24 protein-coding genes and 1 pseudogene are annotated in these 20,936 nt (G+C 62.5%); 12 read left to right on the top strand and 13 right to left on the bottom strand.

Features of this window, described 5'->3' with window-relative positions:
- The first annotated feature begins 122 nt into the window (after positions 1-122).
- From COLINT_RS00600 to COLINT_RS00615, 4 genes are all read left to right on the top strand, one after another.
- The gene (locus COLINT_RS00600; RefSeq protein ID WP_233418298.1) at positions 123-1,028 is read left to right on the top strand and encodes a hypothetical protein; all 906 of its coding nucleotides are present in this window, start codon (positions 123-125) and stop codon (positions 1,026-1,028) included.
- Between the two features lie 103 nt (positions 1,029-1,131).
- Complete coding sequence (locus COLINT_RS00605; protein ID WP_006722340.1) at positions 1,132-1,446, top strand: TfoX/Sxy family protein; 315 nt, start codon at positions 1,132-1,134, stop codon at positions 1,444-1,446.
- A 132-nt stretch (positions 1,447-1,578) separates the two neighbouring features.
- Positions 1,579-2,352, top strand: a complete 774-nt coding sequence (locus COLINT_RS00610; protein WP_006722341.1) for a class I SAM-dependent methyltransferase — start codon at positions 1,579-1,581, stop codon at positions 2,350-2,352.
- Positions 2,353-2,549: 197 nt separating this feature from the next.
- Positions 2,550-2,900 carry a hypothetical protein gene (locus COLINT_RS00615; protein WP_211203974.1) on the top strand — a complete coding sequence of 117 codons (351 nt, stop codon included), beginning with the start codon at positions 2,550-2,552 and terminating at the stop codon, positions 2,898-2,900.
- 57 nt (positions 2,901-2,957) lie between these two features.
- Here COLINT_RS00615 and COLINT_RS00620 read toward each other — a convergent pair whose 3' ends face one another.
- A complete protein-coding gene (locus COLINT_RS00620) occupies positions 2,958-3,392 on the bottom strand; it encodes a hypothetical protein (protein ID WP_006722343.1) in 435 nt (144 codons plus the stop codon).
- Positions 3,393-4,117: 725 nt separating this feature from the next.
- On the opposite strand from COLINT_RS00620, the gene COLINT_RS00625 reads away from it, so the two are divergent.
- From COLINT_RS00625 to COLINT_RS00640, 4 genes are all read left to right on the top strand, one after another.
- Positions 4,118-4,375 carry a hypothetical protein gene (locus tag COLINT_RS00625; protein WP_039910198.1) on the top strand — a complete coding sequence of 86 codons (258 nt, stop codon included), beginning with the start codon at positions 4,118-4,120 and terminating at the stop codon, positions 4,373-4,375.
- A 65-nt stretch (positions 4,376-4,440) separates the two neighbouring features.
- Positions 4,441-5,127, top strand: coding sequence for a response regulator transcription factor (locus COLINT_RS00630; protein ID WP_006722347.1), 687 nt, complete (start codon positions 4,441-4,443; stop codon positions 5,125-5,127).
- A complete protein-coding gene (locus COLINT_RS00635; RefSeq protein WP_006722348.1) occupies positions 5,114-6,019 on the top strand; it encodes a histidine kinase dimerization/phospho-acceptor domain-containing protein in 906 nt (301 codons plus the stop codon). The genes COLINT_RS00630 and COLINT_RS00635 overlap by 14 nt, the downstream gene beginning before the upstream one ends.
- Positions 6,020-6,172: 153 nt before the next feature.
- A complete protein-coding gene (locus COLINT_RS00640) occupies positions 6,173-6,604 on the top strand; it encodes a YjdF family protein (RefSeq protein ID WP_006722349.1) in 432 nt (143 codons plus the stop codon).
- Positions 6,605-6,607: 3 nt separating this feature from the next.
- On the opposite strand, the gene COLINT_RS00645 is transcribed toward COLINT_RS00640, so the two are convergent.
- Both COLINT_RS00645 and COLINT_RS00650 read right to left on the bottom strand, forming a co-directional pair.
- Positions 6,608-7,075: a zinc ribbon domain-containing protein gene (locus COLINT_RS00645; RefSeq protein WP_006722350.1), complete on the bottom strand. Its 468-nt coding sequence runs from the start codon at positions 7,073-7,075 to the stop codon at positions 6,608-6,610.
- Between the two features lie 420 nt (positions 7,076-7,495).
- A pseudogene (locus COLINT_RS00650) lies at positions 7,496-7,951 on the bottom strand (helix-turn-helix domain-containing protein); the annotation flags it as partial.
- Positions 7,952-8,154: 203 nt separating this feature from the next.
- Between COLINT_RS00650 and COLINT_RS00655 the strand changes: the two are divergent.
- Together COLINT_RS00655 and COLINT_RS08745 are read left to right on the top strand one after the other, a co-directional pair.
- Entirely contained in the window at positions 8,155-8,478 is a 324-nt protein-coding gene (locus COLINT_RS00655) for a hypothetical protein (RefSeq protein WP_039910199.1), read from the top strand.
- A 557-nt stretch (positions 8,479-9,035) separates the two neighbouring features.
- On the top strand, positions 9,036-10,211 hold the full coding sequence (locus COLINT_RS08745; protein WP_006722356.1) for a helix-turn-helix transcriptional regulator: 1,176 nt from the start codon (positions 9,036-9,038) through the stop codon (positions 10,209-10,211).
- A gap of 198 nt (positions 10,212-10,409) precedes the next feature.
- Here the strand turns inward: COLINT_RS08745 and COLINT_RS00665 are convergent, their stop codons facing one another.
- From COLINT_RS00665 to COLINT_RS00705, 10 genes are all read right to left on the bottom strand, one after another.
- A complete protein-coding gene (locus COLINT_RS00665; RefSeq protein WP_006722357.1) occupies positions 10,410-11,030 on the bottom strand; it encodes a helix-turn-helix domain-containing protein in 621 nt (206 codons plus the stop codon).
- 353 nt (positions 11,031-11,383) lie between these two features.
- Positions 11,384-11,743, bottom strand: coding sequence for a hypothetical protein (locus COLINT_RS00670; protein WP_006722358.1), 360 nt, complete (start codon positions 11,741-11,743; stop codon positions 11,384-11,386).
- A gap of 95 nt (positions 11,744-11,838) precedes the next feature.
- Positions 11,839-12,459, bottom strand: a complete 621-nt coding sequence (locus COLINT_RS00675) for a helix-turn-helix domain-containing protein (RefSeq protein ID WP_006722359.1) — start codon at positions 12,457-12,459, stop codon at positions 11,839-11,841.
- A gap of 176 nt (positions 12,460-12,635) precedes the next feature.
- Positions 12,636-13,544, bottom strand: coding sequence for a sensor histidine kinase (locus tag COLINT_RS00680; RefSeq protein WP_233418300.1), 909 nt, complete (start codon positions 13,542-13,544; stop codon positions 12,636-12,638).
- A gap of 140 nt (positions 13,545-13,684) precedes the next feature.
- The gene (locus tag COLINT_RS00685) at positions 13,685-14,566 is read right to left on the bottom strand and encodes a hypothetical protein (protein ID WP_006722361.1); all 882 of its coding nucleotides are present in this window, start codon (positions 14,564-14,566) and stop codon (positions 13,685-13,687) included.
- Positions 14,567-14,569: 3 nt separating this feature from the next.
- On the bottom strand, positions 14,570-14,692 hold the full coding sequence (locus tag COLINT_RS08805; protein WP_267878529.1) for a hypothetical protein: 123 nt from the start codon (positions 14,690-14,692) through the stop codon (positions 14,570-14,572).
- A gap of 34 nt (positions 14,693-14,726) precedes the next feature.
- On the bottom strand, positions 14,727-15,686 hold the full coding sequence (locus COLINT_RS00690) for an ABC transporter ATP-binding protein (protein WP_006722363.1): 960 nt from the start codon (positions 15,684-15,686) through the stop codon (positions 14,727-14,729).
- A gap of 105 nt (positions 15,687-15,791) precedes the next feature.
- Positions 15,792-16,529, bottom strand: a complete 738-nt coding sequence (locus COLINT_RS00695) for a response regulator transcription factor (protein ID WP_039910452.1) — start codon at positions 16,527-16,529, stop codon at positions 15,792-15,794.
- Between the two features lie 119 nt (positions 16,530-16,648).
- A complete protein-coding gene (locus COLINT_RS00700; protein WP_006722365.1) occupies positions 16,649-16,843 on the bottom strand; it encodes a type II toxin-antitoxin system antitoxin in 195 nt (64 codons plus the stop codon).
- 81 nt (positions 16,844-16,924) lie between these two features.
- A complete protein-coding gene (locus tag COLINT_RS00705) occupies positions 16,925-17,956 on the bottom strand; it encodes an SPFH domain-containing protein (RefSeq protein ID WP_006722366.1) in 1,032 nt (343 codons plus the stop codon).
- A gap of 367 nt (positions 17,957-18,323) precedes the next feature.
- On the opposite strand from COLINT_RS00705, the gene COLINT_RS00710 reads away from it, so the two are divergent.
- Complete coding sequence (locus COLINT_RS00710) at positions 18,324-19,574, top strand: MFS transporter (RefSeq protein ID WP_039910201.1); 1,251 nt, start codon at positions 18,324-18,326, stop codon at positions 19,572-19,574.
- Positions 19,575-19,835: 261 nt separating this feature from the next.
- Positions 19,836-20,930 carry a hypothetical protein gene (locus tag COLINT_RS00715; RefSeq protein WP_039910202.1) on the top strand — a complete coding sequence of 365 codons (1,095 nt, stop codon included), beginning with the start codon at positions 19,836-19,838 and terminating at the stop codon, positions 20,928-20,930.
- Positions 20,931-20,936 lie beyond the last annotated feature (6 nt).

The following is a 20,936-nucleotide window of genomic DNA, read 5'->3' on the forward strand; positions in this document are numbered from 1 at the left end:
CCGCCCGCCCGGCAATTGAAGGTGGCGGCCGCGTTCGTCTTGCGACCTGGAACACCGGTGCGGTGGCCTGCAATCCCGGAGGGGGTACAATCCCCTAAACCCATAGCGAGGAGATGACCGCCATGAGCAATCTTCCGACTCCGCCCGCTCCGGCGCCGGAGCCCAACCGCATCGACAACGTCTCGCCGTCGGGTGACGGGCGCTCCTCCTACTGGGGTTTGGATGCGCAGGAGACCGTTGCCACGTATGTCAAGCGGGTGCGCGCGATCAAGGCGCAGTCCATCGCGCTGATTCTCGCCAACCTCGTTGCGATGATCTGGTTTGTCGAGGAGGGCCACTTCGCGCTCTACCTCGTCTGCTTTGTCCTCCTGCTCGCCATCGTGCTCATCGCGCGCGTGCGCATGGGCACACTGTTCCTCAAGCTCGGAGAGGTCGTCTCCCAGGATTGCGACCCTGCCCGCTATCGCGCGGTGCTCGATGTGCTTTCCGCCCGCGACCGCTTCGGCCGCTCCGCGAACACCATCGCCATCGAGCTCGCGTACTGCGACTACCTTGAGCTCGACAGCGCCGGCGCCCTGCGCCGCCTCGAGTCCGTCACCTTCAAGCGCAAGGACAACGTCAGGTGGTTCCGAGCCTTGCAGATCGAGTTTTTGAGCCGGATCGATGTGGGCGACCTCGAGGGCGCGCGCGATGCGCTGGCGAGGCTCTCGACGTTCCGGAAGAACTTCAGGGAGGGCTCGCGCAACCGTGCTTCCGCCGACCTGCAGGTCGCCGATTACGCCGTACTGGTGCGCCCGCCCGCCGAGCGGGACGCCGCTGACGCCGCGCGCATGCGCGAGCGCATGGCCCTGGCCGATTGCCATCAACAGCGTGCGAACTGGCAGCTCTATCTCGCCGAGTACGAGCTACTGCACGGGTCTGCCGACCAGGCTGCGCGCCTGGCGGGCGATCCTACACTTGAGCCGCTCACGCCCCGCATGGAGCGCCTCCGCGCCGAGGTTCTGTCAGGGCTGGAGGTGAGCGGGTGATGGAATACGCCGTCTTCAGGCTTGCTGTGGAGTACCTGCCGCACACGGGCTACGGCGCGATCGTCGAGCGGGGCTGACCGGATTTGAAGCAAAGGGGGCTGTCATGGCGTCTTCGCAAGGCTATCTCGAATATGTCCTCGACCTTCTCTCGGGTGTCGAGGGCTTGACCACGAGGAAGATGATGGGGGAGTACCTCCTCTACTCGGAGGGCACGTTGTTCGGCGGCGTCTACGACGACCGTTTGCTCATCAAGGAGACCCCCGCGTCCGCATCGGCGCTGGGCGCGACCGCCGTCCCCTACGAGGGCGCGAGGCCGATGCGGCTCGTCGATTCGGATGATGGCGATGCGCTCTCCCGGTTGGTGGGGGCCGTCTGCGCGGAGCTCCGCGGGGGCCCGGCTCGGAGGGCCTGCCGATGACGGGGGAGATGGCCTGCGCCCGCTGCGGGTTGCGCGTGTGCGAGACGCTGCTCGTGCGTTTTGGCCTGTTGCGCATGGAGGACGTCGACGTAGCATAATCGATATCACGTCCCGAATCGAAAGGACCTGCCTGTGACGGACATAACCACAGAAAACTACGCCGATGTGAACGCGCGCGCCATCGATGGATGGAACGCACAGGGCTGGGAGTGGGGCACGCCCTTGAGCCATGAGGAATATCTCGATGCCCGGCAGGGCGAGTGGCGCATGCTGCTGACCCCCACCAAGCCCGTTCCGCCCGCATGGTATCCGAGCGACCTGTCCGGTCTGCGCGTACTGGGGCTCGCCTGCGGCGGAGGTCAGCAGATGCCCATCTTCGCCGCTCTCGGGGCACGGTGCACCGTGTTCGATTACACGCCCAGCCAGCTGGAATCCGAGCGGATGGTCGCCGAGCGCGAGGGCTACGAGATCGAGATCGTTCGAGGCGACATGTCAAAGCCGCTTCCCTTTGCGGACGGGGAGTTCGACCTCATCTTCCATCCCGTCTCGAACTGCTACATAGAAGAGGTCAAGCCGCTCTGGCGCGAGTGCCATCGCATCCTGAAGCCCGGCGGGCGCCTGCTGGCGGGCCTAGATAACGGCTTCGGGTACGCGTTCGACGACGCTGAGGAGCGGGTGGTGTGCAGCCTGCCGTTCGACCCATTGAAGAATCCCGATCACATGGCGGCGCTCGACCTCGTGGAGGACGGCATCCAGTTCTCGCATACGCTCGAGGAGCAGATTCGAGGCCAGCTCCAGGCTGGTTTCCAGCTGGTCGACTGCTACGAGGACACCTATGGCGAGGGTCGTCTGCACGACCTGAACATTCCGACCTTCTGGGCGACCTACGCCGTGAAGGCCGGCTGAGGTCCTCGCCGCCCATCTCGCCGTCCGACTGGATAACGAGGGCGGGGCCTTTTCTGTGCTAGATTCGGAAGAATGGAGTCGGCCGCAGAGGAGGGCGATGGGTCATGGAGAAGCCGGTTGCATTCAGGGAAATAGCCATGCCGCATCCGAACCCGCGAAACGAATACGTGACGTACGGTCGGAGGCTGCAACCCGAGATGAATTTCGAATCCGATGATTTGGAAAGGCTTTATCTCGACCACCGAAAGGACTTGATCGAGACGGCCATTGAGGAGTGCGCGGAGTACCTGGACGCGGACGACTGGATGGACGAGGACGTCTTCCCTTGCGTGAAGGAGATGACGGGGGAGTGGTACCTGGCGTCTGTCGATGTGCGGCGCGAGGGCGGTGAAGTCATGGCCCAGATCTACCTCCATTTTCTGGGCCGCTGCTCCGAGGAATCCATGTCGGGGGAGAAAGATGACTACCTGGGTATCGAGGCGCTGTTCGTCTACGACTCCGACCGGGGGGAATTTGGCTTTGACGGCCTGAACACGGATGCGATCTAGCAAGCGTGCGCCGGTTTGCACGGGGCGAGGGTCGCGTGGTGCATCACCGCAGCGTCATCAATAGCCCCAGTCGACAATTTTCCATGGGGCGTCTTGCGAAGGCCTGGTGAGAATCCATTGCCAGTCTTCGTATCTGTCGTTCGGCGAGAAGCCCCCGTCGGCTGCCCGCCAGTCGGTCGTGAATTCGGACAGCACGACGATAAGGTCCCCTTTGCCTTTTTGCCCATGCGCGAGCATTTCGTCCAGAAATTTGGACTCAACCTCGTCGTCGTAGCGAAGCTCATCAAGCGTGCATCCCTTGAAACCTGAGGCGAATTCCGATTCGACGGCATTGAACGCATCGTCTATGTCGCCTTTGCTGTAAAGATCGGTCGCCCGCGCGATGCGCTCGACCGATTTCACGTTTCCGCAGGAGGGGCCGATGAGCGCCGCCAGGATGCCAAGAGCGGCGAAAGCGCCCGCTATCGCGATGAGAGCCGATTTCCTGTTCATTGCGCCCCCCTTGGGATCGCCGTGTCGAGTGCCCGGATGCAGGTTCCTCAACGGTAGGTGACATCGATGCTAATTGCAACGAGGCGAGACCCGCTTCGTTTTGGATGCCGCAAGCTGTAGCGAGCAGTTTGAGGCGTGCTTTCTTTGCGGGGCGGGGCTGCGCCGAGTTGTTTTGTCGCAACGCTGGGGTCCGATCATTAGAAAACGGCGCCAGGCTCGCGAAGCCTGGCGCCGCCCAGAAACCCGCGGGTGGCGTGCGGGGGCGCCGTAAAGCGGGTATACTGGTAACGACTTGGGAGGCGTACGCCCTCCTGGAACAGAGTTGGTGGGGTAAAACCCGCACGAACAGCCGCTCCTGCCAGGGCGGCTGTTCCCTTAAATGACGAGTTTCACCCCTCGGCCGTTAGAAAACGGCAAGAACGAGTAGCGCGATCGATAGAACGAGCACGGAAGCTGCGAGCAGCAACGCAGTGAACTTCGCCATGGGAACCCTCCTAACCCCCTGCAAGGACTCGGAGGGCACCGCCCATGTCGCTAAGTCCAGTATACCATAAAATACGAACATCTGTTCTATTCATGGCACGATTGTTCGCTGGCGCCGCCAAAAATTGCATTCCCTATTTCCAGATGTAAAGCAATCCTAAAGCTTTGCCCTCTACCATGAGGCCATGGAGATCTCCAATCCTGATCGTGCGTCATGGACGCTGTATGTTTGGAGGGTGAAGATGAAGAATATGGGCAAGCTGGTACTGGCTGCTGCGGGTTTGGCCGTGGCGGTGTTTGCGGCTCTCGGGATGCTCTCGCCCGCGTCTGCCGTTGCCGATGAAGAGACGCCTGGGGCCCTCGGAATCGTGATCGGCTTGGGCGAGGCGACGCCGCGTTCCGATGGGGGCGTGGAGTTCGATGTTGTTCGCTGGGTCGAGGACGGCACCGAGGTGGTGCCCGTGCCCGATGTGCGGGTATTCACTGACGTTGCGGAATAGGCGCGACGGACTGTTGCGGCGGCGCGGGCCAAGGTGGTTCGCGCCGCTCTTGTAGGGGGGCTTATATGAGGCTTTTGCTGGTAGAGGATGCCCGGCTCATTCGGGAGCCGCTTTCCCGGGCGCTCGAGTTCGCCGGGTGGGAAGTGGAGGCGTTGCCGGATGGCGAGGCGGCGCTCGCGCGTCTTGCCGTGGCTCCTGTAGATGCCGTGGTACTCGATATCATGCTGCCCGGCAAGGATGGCCTCTCCGTTCTATCGGAGTTGCGCGCACGTGGTGACGCCACACCCGTCATCCTGCTCACGGCCCGCGGTGACGTGCGCGATCGCGTGTGCGGCCTGGACCTTGGCGCGGATGACTATCTTGCCAAGCCCTTCCATGTCGAGGAGCTTCTGGCGCGGCTGCGCGCCGTTTTGAGGCGTCGTGGCATCACGGATTCGTCCACAGTGATTGAGGCGCTCGGCATGCTCTATGCACCCGATTCCCGCGAGTTGACATATGGTGAGGGATCTTGCGTTCTTGCGCCCAAGGAGGGCCTGGTGCTCGAAGCGTTGATGCGCCATGCGGGGACTCCTGTGCATAGGGAGCGAATCGTGACGGCTGCGTGGGGCGCTGCGGGCGAGTGGAGCGCCGGCAGGATCGAGACACAGGTCTCGCTGCTTCGTTCCAAGATCGTCGTCCTCGGGGCCCCGGTTTCAATTCGCGCCATTCGTGGAATCGGTTACGTGTTGGAGGCCAAGCATGAAGATGTCTAGGGACCTCGCGGTGTTCCGCCGACGCATCGTCGTGGTTTCCGCCGTCCTCGTCGCTCTGTGCACCGCAGCATGCATGACGCTGATCGCGGTGCCGCTTATCAATGCGGATATGACGATGCGTAGGCATATGCTCGAGGAGTTCTCAAACCAGCCGTTTGACGTCGAGCGGACCGGTGCGGGTATTGAGGCTCATGGGACGTCAGGTTTGATTGTTGCCGGCGCCGACATTTCATGGTGCCGGGTCGCTGTGGACGAGTCGGACAAGATGCTTGCGGTGGAATGCGGGGGAGCGGCAGCCGTCGATCGCCTCTCCGAAAGCGGCGCAACACAGCTTGTGCGTCTTCGCGATGAGGTTGGGAGCCAACCTTTCTCTTTTGATGGGCGCAGGTGGATCGGTCTTTGGCAGCCTCTCGGTGCCCAGGATGGTGCCGTGACGGTTTCGAACGGAAACGTTGCGGCGGTTGAGGCCGCCCCAACTGGGAGACGCGTTTACACGTTTCTCGACGTGACGCCCCATGGCGAATACGTTGCCTCACTCATCCTCCGATGTATCTCCTCCGGAGCTGTCATCGTGCTGTGTGCAACGGCGGTGGCGGCTTTCGCGACAACGCGGTCGCTGCGACCGGTTAGGGAGGCTCGCGAGCGCGAAAGGAAGTTCGTCCTTTCTGCCTCCCACGAGCTTAAAACCCCTTTAATGGCGATCACGAGCGCCTGCGACGTGCTCGAAGCGGAGGCGGCGATTTCTTCTGACGTGTCCGGCGATTTGTCAATCGGCGATGCATCGGTCGGTGTGGATAGCCCTTCTCGCTGGCTCGGAATTATTCGTGGGGCATCGGATGAGATGGCTCGGAGCATCTCTGATATGCTCAGAAGCTTGGACGGAGGCGTTTGATGATACGGCAAGACGTGGTGCTATACTGATATCCATCGAAGATAAAAACACAGTGCCCGTCGGGTAGTCGGGCCGTGGGTGCTCGCCTGCCAGTAACCTGCCTCCTTGGTTGTCCCTTCTTCGCGTAGCCCTACATAGAAGGAGGTCGCGGCTATGCGAAAGAGTGAGGTCTCATCGACCCTGACGGTCTATCACGACGGTCAGTTTTGGGTGGGCGTGGTTGAGCATGTCGAAAATGATATGTTGAAGGTCGAGCGCGTGGTGTTTGGCGCCGAGCCGTCGAATGAAGAGGTCTATACGTGGGTGCTTGAGCGCTGGTCGAGCCTGCGCCTGAGTGCGGAGGCGGAGCCTGTTGGGCCACGTGTCGGACGGCTGCCCGGCAACCCCAAGCGTCGTGCGCGCGAGGCGGCCAAGGCGATGCACCAGCGCGGGCCATCGACTGTTTCGCAACTTGCGCTCGCCCGCGAGCGGGAGCGCGTCAAGGATGAATCGCGAAGCGAGCGAGCAGTGCGGCGTCAGGATGAAGCGCGTTCGCGCTGGGAAGGCCGGTGTGAAAGGAAACGCCGCAAGCACCGCGGCAAATAGCCGTTACTCGTTCGGTCGGGCGCTCTTCCTCCACCTGCGGAGTGTCGGCAGGATGGCGCCCAGAAGCGACGCGCACTCGTCCACGGACCAGTCCATGTTCTGAGCCATGCGCGGTGCGCAGTCCTCGATCATCTCTTCCATGGTGGTCTCGTAGGTATACGCGCCCTTGTCGTAGCACCAGCGGCAGAACTCGTCGGTCTCGGTTCCATCCGCCTCGTGTCCGCGCTGGCCGGGTTCGGTGAACATCATGCCGCAGCTCTGGCAGTAGTGCTCGGGCATGTCGAGCAGGCGCGTCACGGGGACGTCGAGCTCGCGCGCAATGAGTTTGATCATGTCGATGCCGGGCTCGGTCGCGCCGGTCTCCCAGCGGCTGACTGCCTGGCGCGTGATGAAGAGGCGCGCGGCGAGTTCTTCTTGGGTGAGGCCGCGTTCGCGTCGGGTTTGGGCCAGGGCGTCTTTAAGCAGAATCATGGCGGGTTTCCTTTGATCGGGGCGTGGGCGGCGGGGTTTGATCCCGCCGCTTGCCTGCGATTATCCCGCGACGCACCTTGATGGTCGAGCAACGTTTTGTTGCGGGCGTGGTCGGTTCTGCGCTGATTCGCATCGCATCCGGTTTTTCCATGTCAAAGCCCACCGTAAAGTTTTATAAATGCATGATTTCATTAATCGGATTCATGATCTTGAGGTTTTTCGTACTGATTTTGGAAATCGTCAAGTACAAGAAGTTAATCACCTCATTTTTCCTGCGCTTTTGTGCCTTACTGCGCTTCTGTACTTGGCGGAACGGAAAAACAATACGAAAAACCTCTTTTTCGTGTGGTCATTGTTCAATGTGCTGCCCATTGCGAGGCGGTGCCCATGGTAAATTGATCGCGAAAGCTATGAAGGGCCTTATTTGCGGGACGCAACTGCGCCCGTGATCGACCCCGCCAGTATGATTGGTGCCATTCGAGCGAAGATCCACTCGAATCTATGGAGCATCGTTCCCGCCACCGCGTATTCCGGATTGGAGAAATCCCACTCGAGATACGAGCCGCCGATCGACGCCAGTGCGATAAGGGCGAGTGTCGTGGCGACGGCGATCGCGATGCAAAGGGCGTGCAGCACACGTCGTTTGGATTCCTGCGCTCGTGCGAACTGGTCGTTCAGCACCTCAAGTTTTTCGGAGAGCGCCTGTAGGCCCCCCGGCACGGATGTGGGAACGGTCTCGCTCGGCAGCGTGCTCACCGGGTTGCCGAGCACCTCTCCGATGGCGACGAGCATCTCAGCGTCGGGCACCGAGAGCCCGCGCTCCCATTTGGATACCGTCTGCCTTACCACGTTCAGCTTGAGCGCGAGCTCCTCTTGCGAGAGGCCCTTCTATTTCCTGAGGGCCTGGATGTTCTCGTTCAACATGGCGAATCCTTTCTCTCGCCTGACTTCTACGTTACCGCAATGCTGCCTGCAGATGGTCCGTTGCCGCAAGCAACGGGTTGTAGCGTACGCGAAGATTGTTTGATTTCGCAGGGGGGTACAAGCTGGTAAAGACCCTAATTGAGAAGGGAGCTGCCATGAGCGTTTTTGATTGGGGATCTGGTTTTGTCTTGGTTGCAACCCAGCTTCTTCCGGGCGTGGTGGCTGTCGTTCTTGCACTTGCAGCGGCTGTTGCTGCACGTTCGAAAGCGATGCCGGCGCTCATAGGGGCCAGTGGGCTTGCTGCAGCGTTGTCGCTTTTGGGAGTGTTGATGCAGCTGCAGCATTTCGCTCACGTGGACAATGCTTCTGCGTGGTACGACACCATTGATGTTTACGTCGCCTGCGCAGTCGCGCTCATCGTGTTGACGTTCGGTTTGAATCTGGTTGCTCTCGTACGCGGTTTTCGAAACCAGGGCTAGGTTCTTCGTTATTTAAATCGATTGACCCGTCTTGACGGCGGCGTTGTAAAAACGGTGCCGGGCTCGCGAAGCCCGGCACCGCCCCAGGAGCCCGCGGAGGCGTGCAGGGGCGCCGGAAAGCGGGTATACTGGTGGCGACTAGGGAGGCGTACGCCCTCCTGGAGTTGAAGCAGTGGGGTGAAACCCGCACGAACAGCCGCTCCTGCCAGGCGGCTGTTCCCTTATATGGCGAGTCTCACCCCTCGGCCGTTAGAAAACGGCAAGAACAAGTAGCGTGATCGATAGAACGAGCACGGCAGCTGCGAGCAGCATTGCGGTGAACTTCGCCATGGGAACCCTCATTTGACGTCTGGTCAATCTACCTGCGGTTTGCAACCGCAGGGTGCCTTCAAGTTGCGTAAAATGAAGCCCCAAGTTGGTGGTTCTCGCCGTGCGGCAACCGTAGTGTGTAAGTCGCCGGCAGGAAAAACGCCAAACGCTGGATGTCGAGTTCGGGCGCTGCATTGAGTTGGATTGCGCCGTTCGGACTCTCGCTCCAGCCAACGAGAGGACCCATCATGAGCTTCCGCACCAATCTGCAATACCTGCGCGCCGAGCGCCGCATGACCCAGGAGCAGCTCGCCATGCTGCTCGGGGTGTCCCGCCAATCCGTTACCAAGTGGGAGGCAGAGAAGTCCTACCCGGAGATGGACAAGCTCATCAAGATGTGCCAGATCTTCGAATGCTCGCTGGACGATTTGGTGCAGGGTGATGTATCCCGCCACGGCGTCCCCTCTCGGGATGATCTTGGCGGCTACTCGCCGGTGCGTGTGGCCACGGAGGGCGCCGTTGGCGATATGTCCGCTGGTCCGTTGACCGTCGCACCGCGGGATGCATCTCTTGGTGAACCTGCGGGACCTGCACGCGCACGTTCCTCCGCCGGTGTCTGTGCTATTCCCGCCGGTCCAGCTACGGATGTATGTGGTTACGACGAGCACATGGTCACCTTCGCGCGCAAAATCGCGATCGGCGTCGTGCTCTTTATCCTCGGTGCGGCGGCCGCCATCTTCACCGACGAGGTCATGCACTCGGACGGCATCGTCCTTTTCGCGACGTTCGCGTTCGTTGCCGCCGGCCTCGCGTTTACCATTCCTGCGGGCATGGACCACGCCGCATTCGCCAAGGCGCACCCCTACGTCGCTGATTTCTATACGGCGGAGGAGAAGGCGACTGCTCGGCGCCGCGCCTCGATCGCAATCGTGGCCGGCATTGCGGTGATTCTGCTCGGGGTTGCCGTGGCAGGTTTGTTCGAGGTTGAGTCCAACGTGCAGGTATACGGCAATTCGCTGATGATGGTGCTGGTCGCGTTCGGGGTCGGGATGATCGTCCATTGGGGCATGCTCTGGGGGCGCACGGACCTTGCGGACTACAACAAGGAGTGGCTCGAGACCGTTGCGCTGAGCGATGACGAGCTGGCGCAGCTCGACCAGCGGAGCCGCGAGGCCTATCTGCGCGCTAACAACCCCAGGCGTCGAGGCGCCGCCGACCGCAAGGGGAAGGCCTGCATGGTGATCATGCTCGTCGCCACGATGGTGGCGCTGGTATGGCTTTTCGCCGCGTCCGCCATGGGCGCCTCCGAGGGTGTCTCCGGCTTGTTCTGGCTTCCTTGGGTCGTTGGCAGCCTTGGCAGTGGAATCGCCTTGATCGTGATTGAAGATGACGACGCTGAGCCTCATTGTGAGGGCAAGCGCTAATCGAGGTCCGGCATCGATATCCGAAAGATTGCCTATGACTTCCTTCCGTTTGGGCCCCTTGAATTGGCTGAACAGCATAGACAATTGCAAGGGGCCCATAGGCATTTCGGGGGAGTCGCGGGGATACCGCAAGAGCCCATAGGTAATTTCGGAGAAGCCATAGGCAATCGACGGATGCCTGGCCCGCCGGCAGGCTGGTTAGTTCAGCAACCCCCAAATGATGTAGCCGATTGCCGCGCCGATGATGCCGCCGGCGAGAATTGTCAGCGCGTTGTAGGCATGACGATGCTTCGCTGCCCAGCCGCGGCGGGGGAGGGCCCGAGGATCGCGCTCGATCTCCGCCTCGCCGTTCATGAAGGCGAGGATCTCCTTATAGGTAGCCAAGTCGTTCTCCTGCTTGATGTTCTCTATGGTGTTACTCAAAACAAGGGCGCCTATTGCGGGGATGAGCGTTACTATGGCGGCGATCTCCACGCCCCAATACCCCCGCATCCAGTCAAACGCAGGTGAGAATATTAGGGCAAAAGGCAATACGAGCAGCGCGAGCATCAGCACGGCCAGTCGCAGCATCCGCGTTCCCGAGTACTTGCGGTCTCTCTCGACAGCCTCTTCCATAACGGTCACGTCTCCCTTCACGAGCGTGTCTATGGAGGTGTCGAACAGGACACTCAGCATGAGCAGGCTCTGGACGTCCGGATACGTCTTGTCCCGCTCCCAGTTGCTGATCGTCTGACGCGATACATAGAGTTTCTCGGCAAGTTGCTCTTGCGAGAGGCCCATCGCCTCACGCCGCGTCTTGATCTGGTTGCTGATGTCCATCGTCACCTCCCGGTCGTGAAGGAGCGTCTCGCGAACACGCCGCGGGCGCTATCGAATCTGTTGTACATCTTACGCGGCAAGGACCGCCGGTCTCTGCAAAATCTGTTGTACATGCTTGTGAACTGGGAAATTCATGGGTCATGGTGTGATTGGGGCGTTGGGCGACCGACGAGTATCCGCTTTCAACTTCGGGGCGCTTTGAAAAGTTCGGTGCACCTGTGAACCATATGTTGCATGGAAAATGGTTCACAGGCGCACCGAAGATTCGGTAGGCGCACCGAAGATCCGGTAGGCGCACCGAAAGCGCCGGGCCCGTACGGCCCTTTATGGACATCTGGTTATGGACATCTGGTTCAACGTGGTGGGCGACATCGCTTGGCCATGCTGACGTGCAGCCCCATGGCGACGTATCCAATGGCGGTATAGAAGATGCCGTAGAACGCGACGTCCTGGCTGCCCTCGACCGCGAGGGGAAATAGGAGGGCGAAGGCGGCCCCGAGCGCCGCAGGCACCCAAAAGAGCGTTCGCGCGGAGCCCGCAGCGAGCAGGCCGAGGGCGACCGCGGTGATTGGTAGAAGGGCGTAGGGGAGCGCCATCATGGCGAACATCCCCGCATCGGGCGGGACGGCGCCGACCAGGAGGGCGGGGACCGCCCAGCATGCGGCGGCGATGGCGGCTGCGGCGATGAGCGATGCGCGCGCGGTTGCGTTCATGGGGCCTCCTCAACGAGAATCGCCCCCATTCTGCCACGAGGGGCGGGAATGGGGGCGATCGTGCCGGCGAAAGGCCATCCGGTCTGCAGATCTACCTAGCTCAACATCTTGGCGAGCATGCCGATGCCGACGCCAACCATGCCGCCGGCGATCGCGCCGAGGATGATCTGCACGCCGCTGCGCGCGCCCTTGACCCAGGGGTTCATCTCGCGCTCGCGGTGTCCCTCGAGCGTGTCGCGCTCGACCTGCTCGCCGCGGCTGAACGCCAGCACCTCGCGGTACGTGACGAGGTCGTGCTGCTTCTTCATGCGCTCCATATACACGAACGCAACGAGCATCACGACGAGCGCCACGGCGGCGAACGCCGCGGTGGGCGCGATGTGGGCGCCCCAGCCCCATTCGAACTGGAACGCCGCCCATGCGCTCAGCCCCAGGAACACGACCGCGCTCACGACCGTGATCGTGGAAAGGGCGTTGTACTTCTTGACCGCTTCGTTCATTACCTGTGCCATGGTTTCCACATCTCCTTTGATGAGGGAGTCCACGGTCACCCCGAACACGTTGGAAAGCAAGAGTAGGCTCTGGACGTCAGGATACGTGCGGCCGCACTCCCAGTTGCTGATGGTCTGGCGCGACACGTAGATGCGCTCCGCCAGGTCGTCCTGGGACAGTCCGAGCTCCGTGCGATGTTCCTTGATGTGAGAGCCCAGCTCCATGCGCTTGCTCCTTGCGGATCGGGGTGACCCTTGTCGAAAGTCACCATGGCATTGACGGGCAAATCGTACCATCAAAGGTCTTTATACCGCGTCCCCGAGGGGTCAGATCGCGCTGCCAAAAGGCTTTATACACGCTTCTGAACTGCGGGTTTTACAGTTCACATTGTTCATCGGCTTTAGTGGCTTCGGAGCTCGATGGTGAGGCGGCCGCGATCCACCTTCGCCTCGAGGGACATCCCCATGGTCTCGGCCAGCTTCGCGGACGTCGCCAGGCCGAGTCCCGATCCCCCGCCGCGCCGTGCGGAGTCTGCCCTGTAGAACCGATCGAAGAGATGCTCCACATCCAGCTCATCGGGACGGTCGATAGGGTTCGAGATGGAGAGGATGGTCTGTTCGGGCGCCGTCGCGATGCGGAGCTCGGGTGCGCCGCTGCCATGCCTCAGCGCGTTCGCGACGAGGTTCTCCACGATGCGCCCCATCGCCTGCCGGTCGGCCTCCGTGATGCGCGGAGCTCCGGTCCCCGTTACGACCGGCTCCCATCCGAGCCGTTCGAAATCCGGATAGTGGCCGAGCAGGCATTGCTCGACGATTTCGCGCACGTCGATGGGCTCGGCATTGAGAACGAGGTCGGGGTCGCTCGCCTTGGTGTAGGAGAAGAGCGCGTCAAGGAGCTCGGAGGTCCGGTTGATGCGCTCGACCGCGGCGTCGATGCGCCGCCGTTTGAGCGCGGGGTCCGCCTCGTCTGCGGCGAGCTGCAGGTAGCCCTTTGCCCCGGTGAGCGGGGTCCGTATGTCGTGCGAGAGCGCGGAGAGGTCGCGTTGGAAGTCCCGCTGGGCTCTCATGCCGTCTATATGCGAGCGCATGGCGCAATCGAGCTCCCGGTTGATCGCTTCGGCGAGTTCGGCGACCCCTGGGGCGTGCGCGCCCATGGTTATGCGCGCGTTGGCGGACGCTCTGCCGTCCCGACGCGCGTCGAGTAGCCGCGATATTCGGCGGAGCTCGGGTGCATATGCCGCAGTCGTGATGAGCGCGCCCGCGAGAACGCCGATGACGAGCATGAGTACGGCGAGTGCGCCTGGGGACACGGTGCCTCCTTGATGTCGTGCCGCCCCCTGACGAGCAGGTGGGCGGCGGGGAGCTTAAAGATAGGATAGTCGGGTTTCGTCGCCGTCTCGGTGCGGACTCGAGGGCGGGCCTGAGCGGCGGCTCATCGAGCGCCCGCGGATCACACGTCTCGCTTGCTTGCGGTGAGGAGAAACGCGCCGCCGCCGATGGCGGTCCACATGAGGCCCGCCAGTGCACCCCACAGCCACGTTGGGACGGCGCCGATGAGCGGCAAGGTCTGCGCTGGATCGAACATGGCTCCCGCGCCGAGCTTGAAGGCGGCGATGACCATGCTCGGCATCCAGTTCGCGATGCCGTTGAGGGCGGAGAACAGCGGCTCAAACACGGGAGCGGCTTGCGCCCCCATATTGGCCGCGAACATGAGCGCGACGGGGACGACGCCCATGATCAGGATGAACGTGAGGGTGTAGGCGGGCAGCTTCTTGCGGAAGAGCAGGACGACGGAAAGCGGGATCACCGTGAGCGCCCACACGGCGAGCCAGCCTCCGAGGAGCCACAGCGCGAGCTCGGCCGCCCCGTCGAACGAGGTGAAGGAGAGGCCCAGGGGAAGGGCGAGGAGCAGCTGCATGCAGACGAGGTGGCACACGATGCCCGCGATGAGCATCATGGCCGCCCAAATGCCCGAGAACACGACCTTCTCCGTGAAATATGACAGGCGCCCGGCGAGCGAGGAGACGAGCGATTTGACATAGCCGTCATTCAGATCGGCGAATATCCACTCGACCATGCCGTAGGCGCTCGCCAAGCCCACGACGGAGACGGAGCCGAACATGGACCAGCCCAAAAACACTGAGGGCGTGGCGAGGGATTCGTGCACGCTGATCGCTTCGAGCTCACCGAGTCCCTGAGAGATGATGAGGGCGTTGAGCCCGACCTCGAGGATCGCGACGCCGAGGACGACGGAGAGATACTGCCACAGGGGTCCGCGTAACCCGCGGAAGCGTGTGCAGCGATAGAGATCCGAGCGAAGGAGATTCAACATGGTTTACCTGCCTTTCCGGGCGGCGACGAGGATGTAGACGAGGAACGCGACGAGCGCGATATCGATGAGGAGGTTGATGGCTGGTGCGAGCCGGCCGAGTGTCGGCGGCCATGCGAGCATGAACACGGACGGCGCAAAGGCACTCGGGAGGGGCGCTGGACTAAGCATCCGCCCCGCCCATCAGCTCGACGAAGTACTCCTCGATGTCGCGTTCGACGTGGCTGAGCTCGAGGATAAGCAGGCCATGCTCACTGAGGGCCCTTGCCACGTCCTCCGCGGAGGGCGCCATGGGGGCGACAGCGGCGCCCCCGAAGCTCGTGGCGGCGTGGCGTACGGCTGCGCTCGCGAGAATCGACCCGTCCGGCTCCGCGCGCAGTGCCGTTCCCGGCAGCGCTTCCTCCAGTATCGCGAGCGTTCGTGCGGGGTCATTCGTCCTAATGCGGATGGAGTTACCGCACTCCCGATGCAGGTCGTCCATAGAGAGCTCGCGCACCATGCGGCCCGACCTGATCACACCGAAACTCGTCGCCATGCGGTCGAGTTGGTCGAGGACGTGGCTTGAGATAACCATGGTCACGCCCCGTTCCCGGTTGAGACGTACAAGGGCGCCGCGCATGGCCCTCGTCGATTCGGGGTCCAGCCCGTTGAATGGCTCGTCGAGCAGGAGCAGGTCCGGTCCGCCCACGAGCGCGAGCGCGAGTCCCAGGCGCTGCTTCATGCCCAGGGAGAATTTCTTGACGCGCAGGCTTCCCGTGTCGGCAAGGCCGACAAGCTCCAGTAGTTCGCGACAGTGCGCATTGGGGCGGACGACGCCGAGGGCGAGCGCCTTGCACATGAGGTTCTCGAGTGCGGAGAACGTCGGCAGGATGCCGGGGTCCTCGATGAGTGCGCCGACGCGGGAGAACCCCTCGCGCGCTCGTCGCTGCGCACCGAAGAGTTCTACGGAGCCCGAGGTCGGGCGCACGAGCCCTGCGATCATCTTCATTGCGGTCGACTTGCCTGCGCCGTTCTTGCCCACGAATCCGTATATTTCGCCGGCAGCGACGCACATGTCGAGGCTGTCGACGGCGCGCCTCTTGCCGTAGACGCGCGAGAGCGCATGGGTTTCGATGATGTTCATGGTGCCTCCTTGCAGTTCAGCATCAACTTGATTACAAGGATGCGGTCCATCTCTTGATAAAGTCCGAAGCAACCCTAAAGAAAGGGTAAAGTTCGGCTTGGTGGGTTAGCGTTTATCTTCGTCGAGCCTGAAGCCGATGCCCCAGACGGTTTTTATGTACGCGTCGGTGCCCGACGGCTTGAGCTTGGCTCGGATGTTGGATATATGGACCGTGACCGTGCTGTCGTCGCCGGCATAGGGTTCACCCCAGGCCGCCTCAAAGAGATCCTGCTTCGAGAAGGCGCGCCTGGGCTGGCGCATCATGGCCTCGAGGAGGTTGAACTCGATGCGGGTGAGTTGAAGTGGGGAGCCCGCTACCAAGAAGGTGCGTGAGGAGGGTTCGAGCATCCAGTCGCGAAAGACGAGCGTGCCGCTGGCTTTCTCGTGCGGCGTTCTGCTCTTATTCGTGCGTGGTCCGCGTTGCTTCGACCTATGCCGGAGCTGTACCTCGACGCGTGCTGCGAGCTCATCAAGGTCGAATGGCTTGGTGAGGTAGTCGTCTGCACCGAGCTTGAGCAGCTCAACGCGGTCGGCGGTCGAGGTCCTCGCCGATATGACGATCACGGGCAGCGCGGAATCGATTCCCCGCACGCTGTCGATGATTTGCTCGCCCGTGGCCCCGGGGAGCATGAGGTCGCATATGACGAGGTCGTAGGGGAGCGGGCCGCCATTGGGGTCGAGACGCATGAGCGCTTCGGTCCCGGAGAACGCCTGCGTGCAGGTGTGCCCATTTCGCGAGAGCTGGGTGGAGATGATCTCGTTGATGTCGGCGTCGTCTTCGACGACCAGGATGTTCGCGGTCATGTTGGTCTCCTCGTCCGCGTCTGCCTCGGGTGCGTCCATTATCGTTCAGAGACGTAAAAATCCCCCTCGAAAGCGACGTGCTTTCGGAGGGGGGGGGTACATCGATTGGCGGGTTGCGACTACAGGCTGTCTACCTGCCCCTCGGATTCATTGCGTGGCTTCTCCTTCTTTGGCAGCCTTCCCGCGCGCTTGAGGGCGTCGCGCAAGATCCACTCTACCTGGCCGTTGGCGCTGCGCATCTCATCGTCCGCCCAGCGTTGGACGGCCTCCCATATGGCGGGGTCTATGCGAAGGGGGTATTGCTTGCGTGCCATGACGTGCTTTCTTATCGAGCTGAGGTGCGTGTGGCTGGAAAACCTCAGTTTAGGGACTGTCCCTAAACTGAGGTTGCGTGGTTAGTACAGGGAACCTGCGTTCAGGACCGGGTGCGCCTCGGATTCACCGCAGAGCACCACCATGAGGTTGCTGGCCATCTGCGCCTTGCGCTCGTCGTCCAGCTCGATGGTGCCGCCCGCTGCCATCTCCTTGACGGCCATGTCGACCATGGAGACGGCGCCCTCGACGATCTTCTTGCGCGCGGCGATGACGGCCTCCGCTTGTTGACGGCGCAGCATCGCCTGGGCGATCTCGGGGGAGTAGGCGAGGTGCGTGAGACGGGCGTCGTCCACCTCCACGCCGGCGGGAGCCAGGCGTGAGGCGAGTTCGCGGCGCAGGGCCTCGGAGACCTCCTCAACGTTGGCGCGCAGGGTGATGGCGCCGGCGGCGTCGGACTCGTCCTCCAGGTGGTCGTAGGCGTACACGCTGGCCACGTGGCGGAGCGCCGTCTCGGCCTGCATGGCCACGTAGCTCAGGTAGTCGTCCACGTCGAACAGGGCCTTGGCGGTGTCGGCCACGTGCCACACCACGACGGTGGCGATCTCGATGGGGTTGCCCATCTTGTCGTTGACCTTCAGGCGCTCGCCGTTCAGGGTGCGCACGCGGGTGGAGATGGTGGTGGACAGGCCCTTGGCGGCGTTGCCCGCCGCCTTGACGCTCTCGCTCAGGGAAAGACTTGCCTTTACGGCGGCTGCGGCCATGGCGTCCTCGGAGGCGTCGCTCACACCCATGTTCTTGCTAAAGAACGGGTTCGCCCAGAAAAAGCCCTCGTCGCGCACGGTGCCCACGTACTTGCCGAAGAGGATGCACACGCGCGCCTGGCCGGGCTGCAGCGAGAAGAAGCCGTTGAGCGGCAGGAACCAAAAGCAGAACGCCGTGATGCTGATGCCCATGCCCCAGCCGTAGGCGGCCGGCGCGTCGACGCCGTCCGGCGTTCCGGCTAGCCCCGCGACGCTCCAGATGAAGAGGCCGACGATGGCGAGCAGCGCCGCGATGACGGCGGCGAGCATGCCATAGCCCGACGTGGCCTTGAGTTGCTTTTCCACGCTCATGCGAGTTCCTTTCACGACTGCGCCGGCGTTTGCGTGACGGCCCCGGCGCCGCCTCCAGATTGCGATGGGGAGGAGGCGAATCCCCGAGCAGTCCGTGCGGCTGCTGATTGCATTGTGATATCACATTGAGACCAAGTCAAGAAGAATCGGTGCCTGCGCGCGCACTTCTGTGCTCCGCCGCGGCCGCTCTGTTGCATCTTTGCCGGCAAGTCCCTAGAATAGCTCCTACTCACGACTGAAGGTGCACCTGGATTTAGGAAAGGGGAGCTGTATCATGCTCGCTTCCATGAGGATTTGGCTCTAGCCACGGTCGCGTGAGCGACCGGTACTTCGCTGCATATCACCGATCGCAACAAAGGATTATTCCATGACACAACCGAATCCCCGCGCTTCCTGGAAGCGCTCGCTCGCCATCGTCTGGATCGGCGAGTTCTTCTCCGTGCTCACGAGCTCCATCTTGCAGATGGGCCTCATCTGGCACGTCACCCTCACCACCGGCTCCGCGAGCGCCCTGTCGTTCGTGAGCCTGGCGGCCTTCTTGCCCATGGCGCTCCTCGGCGCCTTCGCGGGCACCATCGTGGACCGCACGTCCATCAAGCGGCTCATGATCGGCGCGGACCTCTTCATAGCCGCCGTGAGTCTCACGCTCGTCTTCGGATCGCTACGCGGCGATCTCTCCGTCACTGCCGTGGCGGCGGTGCTGTTCGTTCGCGCCCTAGGTAGCACGCTCCACACGCCTGCGTTCAACGCGCTCACGCCGCTTATGGCCCCGCCCGAGGCGCTCGGAAAGCTGGCGGGCATGCTCCAGTTCATGCAGTCGGGCAGCTACATCATCGGCAACGCAATCGCGGCAGTCATCTATCCGGCGTTCGGCCTGACCTTCATGATCGCGCTCGATGTCGCCGGCGCGGTGCTCGCGAGCATCGCGGTCGCGGTCTCCGGTATAAAGACGCCAGTGCCCGAGCGCCATGCACTCGAGGAGAACGCCGAGGCGTCGCGCCGTGCGGTGCGGGCGTTCCTCTCGGAGACGGCCGACGGTTACCGCGAGCTCAAGCGCCATCGCGGGCTGTTCGCCATGCTCTGGATCGGATTTGCGTTCTCCGTGCTGTTCTCGCCTATCTCCGCGCTGTTCCCGCTCATGGTGTTCGACCATTTCGGCGGCACCACCACGCAGTCGGCTATCGCCGAGATCGCGTTCTCGGTCGGAATGATCGCGGCGAGCGGCTGGATTGGGGTGACGGGCGGCCTCAGGAACCACGCGCTCTCGTGCGCGCTCGCAATCGCGCTCTTCGGCGCGGCCACGCTCGCGAGCGGTCTCGTGCCGCCCTCGGCCCTCGTCGTGTTTTTGGGCCTCACGTTCGCGATGGGGCTGTCGAGTCCGCTGTACAGCGCCCCGCAGATGGCGCTCATGCAGGAGCGCATCGATCCCGAGTGCATGGGGCGCGTCTTCGGCCTTTACGGGGCGGTTTGCAGCTGGGCCATGCCCGTGGGGCTCGTCGCGTCGACCCTGTTCGCCGACGCCATCGGCGTGAGCGCGTGCTTCGTGCTCATCGGCGCTGCGATGGTGATCCTTGCGGGTATCACCTGGACGATACCGAGCATCAGGAAGATCGGGTAGCGCTTTTGGATGGGCGACCCGCCCCAAGCGGCTAGCATGGTCGTTGCGATGCGAAGGACGGCCGACGGCGTGCCCGCGAGGGCGCCGTTGGCCGCTTATTCTCGCGGCGTCGAGTCCATGGCCATCATCGAGTCGGCGAGCGTTCGAGATGCTGCCGCTGGTTTCCACCGTATGCCGAAAACACCCGGACGATGCCGTGCAGATCGCTTCGCTCTGCTATAGTCTCCCAAATTCACGTTTTCTACTGGGATGGTGGTTAATATGGGCGACATGCTCGAATCGTTCCTGCGCGTGGCGATGGTGGTCTTCATCGTCGGTCCGCTCACTGCATGGGTCGCCCGTCGCGGTGCGCGCGAGCGCAGTGAGGCGACGGACAGCCTCGATCGCTTCACGGTGCGCATGCCCGCTGCCATCCGCACGATCATCGCCTGCTGCGCGGTCGCGTTCGAGCTGCTCATGTTGGGTGTTTACGTCTGGCAGGGCGTTTCGCTGGGCGAGTGGGACCACGAGCTTGTGTGGTTCGGCCACGCCATGGCACTTGCGGGCATGGCCATCTGGGCCCTGCTGAGCATCCCGCGCATCGACGTGGACGGTGAGCGAATTCTCTCGCGTAACGCCTTTGGCGTCCGCAGGGAGTCGACGTTCGGCAACATCGCCCGTGCAACGCTTCACACGCAGATGATGAGGATCGACCTGTTCGAGGGCGATCGAAAGTTCTGCTCGATAAGCCTTGAGGGGGTGTGCTCGCTCAATCTCCTCGCCCGTCTGGAGGAAGAGGGCATCGAGATCTCGGACGCTGTCGACGGCCCCATGACCAAGGCGGGCCTGTGTTGGTCTGCCATCAAGCCGTTGACGATTGTTTTCAACGGCATGGCACTCGTCTTCTCGCTCGTGATCGCCTTCATGGCTGTTTTCACCGATGCCGGAGCCCGCTTGCTCTTGCTCGTCCCGTTCCTCTTCCTGTTCATAGGGGGACTCCTGCCCCTGCTCATGCTCAGCATGCCCGCTCGTGGTATCTACGAGATCGGCAGGCAGGAACGCGAACTCGGTTTCTCCTTTGCCGAGGAGATGACAAGCCGGGGTGCCACGGGCACTTCGCTCGTTGACGACGATTGGTTCATCGAGATCAGCAACGCCCGCGTCGTGGCGTTCCGCCGCGATTACCTCAAGAAGGTCACGGCGCACGAGGACAGCGAGAGCGGCGACCGCTGCACGGTGACTACGAAGGGCGGTCGCAAAATCAAGGTGTATGCAACGGGCAGCACCCTCGAGGACCTGCGCTTGTGGTTCAAACAGGGCGCCAAGGTCAGAAGCACGGTCGACCGTGCAGAGGATGCGCTCGAGGCGACCGTCTGATTGGGT

It is taken from the genome of Collinsella intestinalis DSM 13280 (genome assembly GCF_000156175.1).
GTDB classification, from domain to species: domain Bacteria; phylum Actinomycetota; class Coriobacteriia; order Coriobacteriales; family Coriobacteriaceae; genus Collinsella; species Collinsella intestinalis.